General features: G+C 74.4%; 7 protein-coding genes. 2 read left to right on the top strand and 5 right to left on the bottom strand.

Annotation, left to right across the window (positions count from 1 at the left end):
• The 4 genes from AOK00_RS29640 to AOK00_RS29625 all read right to left on the bottom strand — a co-directional run.
• Window positions 1-313 (bottom strand): beta-propeller fold lactonase family protein (locus tag AOK00_RS29640; protein WP_159041872.1); only part of this gene is annotated, 313 nt, incomplete at its 3' end.
• Window positions 314-638: 325 nt separating this feature from the next.
• Entirely contained in the window at window positions 639-2,141 is a 1,503-nt protein-coding gene (locus AOK00_RS29635; RefSeq protein WP_055603306.1) for an FUSC family protein, read from the bottom strand.
• A gap of 412 nt (window positions 2,142-2,553) precedes the next feature.
• A complete protein-coding gene (locus AOK00_RS38680; protein WP_063886689.1) occupies window positions 2,554-3,513 on the bottom strand; it encodes a hypothetical protein in 960 nt (319 codons plus the stop codon).
• Between the two features lie 114 nt (window positions 3,514-3,627).
• Window positions 3,628-5,040 (bottom strand): FAD-dependent oxidoreductase, encoded by a 1,413-nt coding sequence (locus AOK00_RS29625; RefSeq protein ID WP_055603304.1) that lies wholly within the window; start codon window positions 5,038-5,040, stop codon window positions 3,628-3,630.
• Between the two features lie 205 nt (window positions 5,041-5,245).
• Between AOK00_RS29625 and AOK00_RS29620 the strand changes: the two genes are divergently transcribed.
• Window positions 5,246-5,725 (top strand): Lrp/AsnC family transcriptional regulator, encoded by a 480-nt coding sequence (locus AOK00_RS29620; protein WP_055603303.1) that lies wholly within the window; start codon window positions 5,246-5,248, stop codon window positions 5,723-5,725.
• A 79-nt stretch (window positions 5,726-5,804) separates the two neighbouring features.
• Complete coding sequence (locus tag AOK00_RS29615; protein WP_055603302.1) at window positions 5,805-6,200, top strand: TOBE domain-containing protein; 396 nt, start codon at window positions 5,805-5,807, stop codon at window positions 6,198-6,200.
• A 93-nt stretch (window positions 6,201-6,293) separates the two neighbouring features.
• Here AOK00_RS29615 and AOK00_RS29610 read toward each other — a convergent pair whose 3' ends face one another.
• Window positions 6,294-8,354 carry a SpoIIE family protein phosphatase gene (locus AOK00_RS29610; RefSeq protein WP_055603301.1) on the bottom strand — a complete coding sequence of 687 codons (2,061 nt, stop codon included), beginning with the start codon at window positions 8,352-8,354 and terminating at the stop codon, window positions 6,294-6,296.
• Between the last annotated feature and the right edge of the window lie 123 nt (window positions 8,355-8,477).

Below are 8,477 nucleotides of genomic sequence, written 5' to 3'. Positions count from 1 at the left end.
CGGCGGCGAGGGCGAGGTGGGTGGGTGCCTCGCCGCCGACGGGGACGGGCGCGCCGAGGAGCCGGGGCCCGGTCCCGCTGACGTCGAAGGCGGCGACGGCCCCCGCCCCGGTCTCGGACACGGCGTGCAGCACGTGGCCCGCGAGGGCGAGGAACGAGGGGTCGGCGAGGGCGTCGCTGCCGCCGGTGACGGTCAGCTCACCCGTCTCCGCGTCCACGTCGGCGGCGAGGACCCCCCGTCCGCCCGCCGAGGTGAAGGAGCCGATGTACGCCCGTACCGCGCTCCGCTCCCGAACCGTCCCTGTGCCGCCCACGACGCCTCCCCTGTCCCCGCGGCCGGTCGCGGTCGACCGGCCTGCGTCCGGCCGACGGTAGCAGGCGGTCTAGACCATAGAGGGCGGGCGGGCCGCCCCGGCGGGGCGGGCGCGCCGGAAACAGCGGGCGCTCGGAGGCGTCCCGGGCGGTGCCGAGGGCGCGCACGGGAGGTGCGAGGGCGTGCGCACGCGAGGCGCGAGGGCGTGCCCGGAGGGTTGCGTGCCCGGAACTCCCACAACTGTGCCGGGGATGTTCCGGGGCCGGAGGCGCGCGCGGTACATGCCGCAGACGGGTCGGGGACGAGACAGGGGCGTCCCGAACGTGTCAGGAGCGCACGAGCAACGAGCCCGGCGGCGTCCGCAGCGGCTCGTCGAGCGCGGCCAGGAGCTTCTCCAGACCGCTGACGTGACCGAGCGCCGCCTGACCCGCGGCCGGCCCGGCCGCACCCTCCGCCGCGACTCGCTCACCGGCCTCGCCACCACCCTGGGGTGACGTCAGCCGCTCCACCGCGGCCTCGACGCGCCAGCAGGCCGCGGCGAGGCGGGCGTCATGGCTCGCGGCCGGGTCGGCCGCCACGGCGGCGAGCCCCCGCACCTCGTCGGCGCACTCGTCGAGCAGCGCCAGGACCCGCCGCGCGCGTGCCTTACGGCCGCGGAACGGGCTCAGCGGGTGGACCAGCGGGGCGAGGGAGAGTCGTACGCGTCCGAGCAGCAGCTCCAGCTCGGCGGCGTGCGGGGTCGGGTCGGCGTCCTCGTCGCCGGACAGGCGCCGCAGGGACGCGGAGGTCGCCGACCGCACGCCCTGGAGCGCCCGCTGGATCCAGGCGTCGTTGATCGCGTGCGTGGTGACCGGGAGGATGAGCAGCACGGCGAGCGCCGCGCACACCGCACCCACCGCGGTCTCCTCGAGACGGAGCACCAGCAGCGCGGGGTCGAGCACACCGAGGAGCCCGTAGAGCAGACCCGCCATCACGGTCACGGCCAGCATCATCCAGCTGTACGAGACGGGCGCGGTGTAGAAGATCCCGAAGACGCAGACGGCCACCAGGGCCGCCGTGGGGACAACGGCCCCGTCGAGCGGGATGGCGACGACCATGCCGACGGCGATCCCGATCACCGTGCCGAGGACCCGGCGGAAGCCGCGTACCAGCGTCTCGCCCCGCGACACGGTGTTGACGAAGATCCACCACGTCGTGCCGACGGCCCAGTACCAGCGGTCCTCGGAGAGCACCTGGCCGATCGCGAGCGCCACGGCGCACGCGGCCACGGCCTGGATCGCCTGCCGGGTGGTCACGCGCGAGAGCCCGGAGCCGGGCAGCGGGGCCGGCGCGGCGGGCGGCGGCGTACGGCGTTCCAGCGGCCACAGGAGGAAGCGCACCGCGCCGGCGGCGGCCAGGGCGATGCCGACGGCCGCGTACAGCTCGGGGAGCTGCCCGGGCACGGCGTGCAGGAACTGGGTGGTGAAGAAGTTCATGAACGCGAAGATCCCCAGCGCGTGCCCTCGCGGGCCCCAGCGCCGGGCGTAGACCCCGCAGAAGACCACGGCGAGGAAGGCGAGGTCCCGCAGCGGCGTAATGTCGTGCAGCGCGGTGGCGAGGGCGAGGACGGGGAGGCCCGCGGCCGGGAGGAGCAGGGTGGTGACGGCCTGGGCGCGGACGGTGGAGTCCATCACGGTGAAGAGCGCGAGCAGCGCGGCGAGACCGCCGGTGATCGACGCGGTCAGCGAGAGGCCGGCGAGCTCCGCGAGTGCGACGGCGAGCGCGATGCCCATGACGGCGCGCAGCGAGTTCTTCAACCTGACGTGCCCCGGATCCGGTGCCACGAACATCCTCTTCACGGCTGTGAACCGCCCCCTCGTCTTGCCTTCCGCCCTGCCTCGCGGCGTCCCGGGGTGGTGGGAGCTCGCGGACATGACGAAGGCGCCGCGGGTCCGGACCGGCCTCGTCGCCGCCCCGGCGCTGCGCGGCGCCGAAAGTACCTGGATACGCCAAGGAAACCATCCGTGGCGCCTCTGGCTCAACTCATGGCACATCGGGTGGGCCATTGGCCCAGTGAAGGGCGGTCCGCCGTGGCCGCCCGACGGCCAACGGACCACCCCGGCCCGGGCGCGCGCCGCGCTCCCTGCCCGGTCACCCCGAGCCCGGGGCGGCACTGTCGCCGCACGGGAGTCGGGGGTGTCCGGCCGGGTCGTCACAGTGCCGCGCCCCCGGACTCGGGAGCGTGCCGCGGGCCCGCCCGGGTCACTCCTGGCTCCGGCTCTCCAGGTCCTGGAGAGCGCGTGCGGCCTGTGCGGCGGCGCGGCGGGCGTCCCGCAGGGCGTGCTCCACGGTCGTCACCGCCTTGCCGGCGGTCGCGGACGCCGTCCTCGCCTCCTGCTCGGCCTGCCGGCCGTCGTGCAGTTCGCGCTCCAGACGGCTGACCAGCTCGGCCGCCTCCTCGGCCTCCGCCGCCGCGGCCTGCCGCGCGTCGCGGGCCTCGGCGAGCTCCCGCTCGCGCCGGCCGACCTCGCCGTCGGCCTCCTCCGCCGCCGTACGGGCGCGTTCGAGCTCGCGGAGGCGGGCACGTTCGCGTTCGCGCAGCCGCCGCGCGTCCGCACCTCGGGCCGTCTTCTTCTTCGGCGCCGGCTGTTCGGGGGATCCGGCCGTCTGCTCGCCTTCGGGGGTCTCGGCGGCTTCGGGCGCTTCGGCGGCCGGGGCCCGGCGGGCGGGCACCGCCTCCTGCGCGACCTCCGGGAATCCGACCGCCGCTTCGGGCGCCTTGACGAGCCTGCCCCTCGACCACTGCTCCGCGACGTCCTGGTCGGCCAGAACGCCGTGCAGGGTCTGCTCGATCTCGTGCAGCACCGTGTCACTCACGGACAGCCCCGCTTCTCCCGCGAGCCCGGCGGCGGTACGGGCCAGCGCGGTGATCAGCTGCTGCCGCTGCCCGCTCGCCGCCCGTAGCTGCTCGGCGTCGAGCGTCCGGTGGGCCTCCCTCAGGGTCTCCCCCAGGGCCAGGAACTGCTGAGCCTCCCGCTGCCGCTGCCGGGCCAGCCGGTTCGCCGCCCACGCGGCGAGCGACGGGCGCCGCAGGGCGGCGATGGCCTTCGCGGCCCGCGCGTCCTTCGCCGCGCGCGCCCGGGCCACGTACGTGTCCCGCGCGGCCACGAACTCCGCCGGCCTCAGCCCGTACAACTCCTCGGCGACTTCCTCGACATCCACGCCGCCCACTCTGCGCCGACCGCGCGCGGGCGCCGGGAGCCCGCTCGGCGCCTCCGCCGGATGCCCGCCTCGATCACCCACTCGGGGCCCTGGCGGACGGTGCCGCCCGCCCGCTCAGTCCTCCGTCAGCGCGCGCGTGGCCGGACCCTGGAGGACGCTGCCGTCGGCCGCGAAGCGGGAGCCGTGGCAGGGGCACTCCCAGGTCTGCTCGGCCTCGTTGAAGCCCAGCTCGCAGCCCATGTGGGTGCAGCGTCGGGCCGTCCGCCGGCCCGCCACGTAGTGGCGCGCCACCGCGGACTGCTGCCGTACGACCCCGGGTACCTCGCGTACCGGCAGGTGGCGCCGTGGGTCGACGAGTTCCGTCCAGGCGGGGCGCGGCGCGCCCGTCACGTGCGCGGCGAGCAGGCGGCCGGCGGCGACGCCGTTGCTGAGGCCCCATCCGCCGAAGCCGGTGGCGAGGTAGACGTGCTGGGTGTCCGGGTGCTCGTGGCCCACACAGGGCATCCCGTCCGGGGTGTGGACGTCCTGCGCGGCCCACCGGTGGATCTCCGTCGCCTCGGCGAAGCCCGGCAGGTGCCCGCGCGCCCAGGCCTCCAGGCTGTCGTACCGCTCGGGCACGCCCCCGCTCCCCGGCTCGAACGCCTCGCCCGCCACGATCAGCAACCGCCGCCCCTCTCCCAGCGGAGCCGTACGCACCGACCGGACACCGTCGTCGAACGTCACGTACATGCCGTACGGGGCATGGCGTTCGTCCACGGACGCGGCGACGACGAGTTCCCGGCGTACCGAGAGGCGCACCAGGAGGCTGCTGTGGCAGCGGAGCGGGAAGTGGGTGGCGAGGACGACGTCCCGGGCGTGGACCGTGGCTCCGCCCTCCACCGTGAGACGGCATTCGGCGCCGTCGTGGAGCTCGGTGACGCGCGTGCCCTCGTGGAGGCGACCGCCCCGTGCGACGAAGTCGTCCGCCAGGCCGAGCAGGAACCGGCGCGGGTGGACATGCAGCTGGTCCTCCACCCGTACGGCGGCGACGACCGGGTAGGGGAGCCCCGTGTCGGTCACCGTCGTCGCCCGCAGGCCCGCCTCCTCGGCGGCATCCGCCTCCTCGTGGATCTCCGCCGCACTCCCCTCGTCGACGGTGTACGTGAACGCCGGCCGGTGTTCGATCTCCGCGTCGACCCCCAGTTCCACGCAGTCCCGCACCACCCGACGCAGTGCGTCCTCCTGGGCGTCGGCGTACAGGGCGGCGCCCTCCGGGCCCCGGCGGCGGCGCAGGCGCGCGTAGCGGAGGCCGTGCAGGGAGGTCAGCTCGCCGGCGGCGTGCCCGGTCACGCCGGCCGCGATCCGGTCGGCCTCCAGGAGGACCACGTCCGCCCCCGCGCGGACCAGCTCCCGGGCGGTGCACACGCCGGCCACACCGGCGCCCACGACGACCACGTCGGCGGCGAGATCACGGTCCAGGGGCGGGTGCGCGGCGTCGGGCGGCGGCGCCGACGCCGTCCAGTACGAGTTCCCGGATCCGCGTCGCATGATCGCTCCTCTCCGCGGCTGCCCGGCGGACGGCACGCGGTACCCCTCCTCGGGAGATACCCGGGAGCCGCCGGGCTCAGTCGCCTTCCGGCCACCGCCGCAGGCCGGAGGGGCCCCGGAGGAGCGGATTCCGTACCGGAATGAAACGATTCCGAACCCGGGTACCCCCGTACCGGGCCGAAGGAACCGAGGAGGACCGCCGAGTATGGCCGTGGACGAGCTCGACACCCGGATCCTGCGGCTGCTCATCGAGCAGCCGCGGACGAGCGTGCGGGAGTACGCGCGGATCCTGGGCGTGGCGCGGGGCACCGTACAGGCCAGGATCGACCGTCTGGAACGCGACGGGGTGATCACCGCGACCGGTCCCGTCCTCTCGCCGGCCGCTCTGGGGCACCCTGTGCTCGCCTTCGTCCACGTCGAGGTGACCCAGGGACACCTCGACGAGGTCGGCGACGCGCTCGCGGTTGTGCCGGAGATCGTGGAGGCCTTCTCCATCACCGGTGGCGGTGATCTGCTCACCCGGGTGGTCGCCCGCGACGCCGGGCATCTGGAGGACGTCATCCAGCGGCTCATCCAGCTGCCCGGGGTGGTCCGCACCCGTACCGAGATCGCGCTGCGGGAGCGGGTGGCCCACCGGCTGCTGCCGCTGGTCGAGTCGGTCGGGCGGCGGTCGGCTTCCACCTGAATGACAGCGCTCGTCCCATACAATGGGATATGCGTGATTTCCTTGCATATGAGAGCCTCAGGCGCATAATCTCTCGCACATGCAGTCCTACACCATCGGGCAGGCGGCGCGCCTGCTGGGCGTGAGTCCCGACACCGCACGCCGCTGGGCCGACGGCGGCCGGTTCGTCACCCATCGCGACGAGAACGGCCGGCGCCTCATCGACGGCCGCGACCTGGCCGCCTTCTCCGTCGAGGTCGCGCAGAGCGGCCAGGGCGACGACGACGTGGCGCACACGTCGGTGCGCAACGCGTTCCCCGGCATCGTCACGGCCGTCAAGCTCGGCGACATCGCCGCGCAGGTGGAGATCCAGGCGGGTCCGCACCGGCTCGTCTCGCTCCTCACCCGGGAGGCCGTGGAGGAGCTGGGTCTGGAGGTCGGCATGCAGGCCACCGCCCGCGTGAAGTCGACGAGCGTGCACATCGACCGGATCTGATCCCGCGACCTTCACCGGCTCGGCACGCGGGAACCCGAGCCCGGCACGCCCCCCTGCGAAGCAGGAGAGAACCACCTTTCCCCGTACGGGATTTCAGCTGGTCGTACGGGCGAGCAGCATCGCCACGTCGTCCTGCGCGGGCCCCACGAGCAGCTGTTTCAGGATGTCGTCGCACAGCTCGTCCAGCGGGCGGTCGAGGTGCCTGAGCGCCCGGGCGAGCTGTCGCATCCCCTCGTCGAGGTCGCGGTCGCGGGCCTCGATGAGGCCGTCCGTGTAGAGGACGAGCAGCCCGCCCGCGGGCAGGGCGACCTCCTCGGTCCCGAAGTCGTGGGCGCCCGTGCCCAGCGGGGTTCCCGGCGGCCCGTCGAGGAAGGTGATCGTCCCGTCCGGAGTGGCCACGGCCGGCGGTGGATGACCGGCGCGGGCGATGACCCAGCCGCCGGTGGCCGGGTCGTGGACGGCGTACACGCAGGTCGCCATCGTGTCCTCACCCAGGTCGGCGACGACGGCGTCGAGGGAGCTGAGCATCGCGGCCGGCGGGATGTCATGACGGGCCAGGGTCCGTACCGCCGTGCGGAGTTGGCCCATCACCGCGGCCGCGTGGATGCCGTGCCCCATCACGTCACCGATGACGAGACCCGTCCTGCCGCCGGGCACGGTGATGACGTCGAACCAGTCGCCGCCGACGTCATGGGAGCTCGCGGGCAGGTAGCGGCCGGTGAGTTCGAGCCCGGTGACGGCGGGCAGCGCGTTGTTCGTGAGGCTGCGCTGAAGGGTGAGGGCGGCCTCCCGCTGGGTGGTGTACAGGCGCGCGTTGTCGATGTTGAGGGCGGCCCGGGCCACGACCTCGTCGATGAGGACGCAGTCCTGCGCGTCGAAGGGCTCGCGGGTCCGCAGCCGGGTCACCGTGACCGAACCGAGCACCTGGCCGCGGGCCACCATGGGGATGAGCCGCGCCGAGCCGATACGGGTGGCGAAGTAGGTGCGGAGAGCCTCGGTGCGCGGGTCGGTGAAGAGGTGCGGGAGGTCGGACGTGAAGAGGTTCGTGGGCCGGCCGCGGGCGACGACCCCCTCGTACACGGAGTCCAGCGGGATCTGGAAGGTCTGCCCGGGGACGAGCAGGGACGTGGGGGCCGTGGGGTCCGGGAAGCGGGCCGCGAGGCGCCGCAGCACCCCGCGCGTGGAGGCGACCGGGTCGTCCGGTTCGAGGACGGACTCCAGCATCTGGACGTCCGCCGAGTCGGCCAGCTGCGGCACGAGGAAACGTACCGTCTCCTCGGCCGTCTGCTTCAGGTCCAGGGTCGTGCCGATCCGCGCCCCGGCCTCGGCGAGCAGGGCGAAACGGTGGCGGGCCCGCTCGACCTCGGTGTGCGCCTCCTGGCTCTCGGTGATGTCCACGAGGGACGCGATGAGCCCCAGGGACCGCCGGTCGGTGCGGTCGATGAGCGGGGCGTACGAGCAGGACCAGATGTGGTCGCGGTCCGGGTCCGCGGGGGTTCGGCCGACCCGGCGGGCGTCGACGACGGCGTTCCCGCTCTCCAGGACCTGGCGCATCAGGGATTCGAGCGACGCGGCGTTGACACCGGGCACCACGTCCGTGAGGCGATGGCCCACGTGCTCGGCGGCCGCCACCCCGTTCATCCGGGCCAGGGCGTCGTTGACCCGGAGGAACCGCAGGTCGGGGCCGAGCAGGGCCAGACCGATCGGCGACTGGGTGAAGAGGCTCTCCATCGCCGCGAGGTTCTCCCGCATGCGCAGGACCTCGGAGGTCTCCACCGCGATGAGCATCGCGCCCGGCCGGCCCTCCGGGTCGGCGGCCGGCACGATCCACATCTCCATGGCGATCGTGTGCCCGTCGCGGTGCCGGACGGGGAGGGTGCCGACCATGGTCTCGCCGGCCTGGACGCGATGGGTGAGCCGTTCGGCGAGTTCACGGTTGTCGTCGGGGACGAGGAGGGGCGTGGCGAGCCGTCCGATCGCGTGCTCGGGGCGGTGGCCGAGCAGATCCTGTGCGGCGAGCGACCACTCGACGATGCGACCCTCGGCGTCCTCACGCCACAGGGCGATCGGGAGCAGCTCGCGGAGCACACCCGCGTCCCCGACGGCCGCCCGGGGCGGCTGCGGAACCCTGCTCGACGACTCGTGAGTCTCCAACGCATCGACCTACGCATCGGCCCGGCCCCGGGGGGCGCATTCCCTATCGCATCACCCTAGCCGAGTACCTGGGGGCGGGCGCTGCGTTGCGCGGCCGAACGATGTGGTGAGGAGGGGCGGGAC

The sequence above is a fragment of the Streptomyces aureus genome, assembly GCF_001418135.1.
Taxonomy (GTDB): Bacteria; Actinomycetota; Actinomycetes; order Streptomycetales; family Streptomycetaceae; genus Streptomyces; species Streptomyces aureus_A.
Note: the sequence above shows the minus strand (reverse complement) of the source record. Positions and strands in the feature narration are given on the sequence as shown.

Excerpts from the sequence above, each read along its gene's own strand:
- AOK00_RS29635 (WP_055603306.1), bottom strand. The coding sequence starts at position 2,141 with ATGTTCGTGGCACCGGATCCGGGGCACGTCAGGTTGAAGAACTCGCTG.
- AOK00_RS29625 (WP_055603304.1), bottom strand. The coding sequence starts at position 5,040 with ATGCGACGCGGATCCGGGAACTCGTACTGGACGGCGTCGGCGCCGCCG.
- AOK00_RS29620 (WP_055603303.1), top strand. The coding sequence starts at position 5,246 with ATGGCCGTGGACGAGCTCGACACCCGGATCCTGCGGCTGCTCATCGAG.
- AOK00_RS29615 (WP_055603302.1), top strand. The coding sequence starts at position 5,805 with ATGCAGTCCTACACCATCGGGCAGGCGGCGCGCCTGCTGGGCGTGAGT.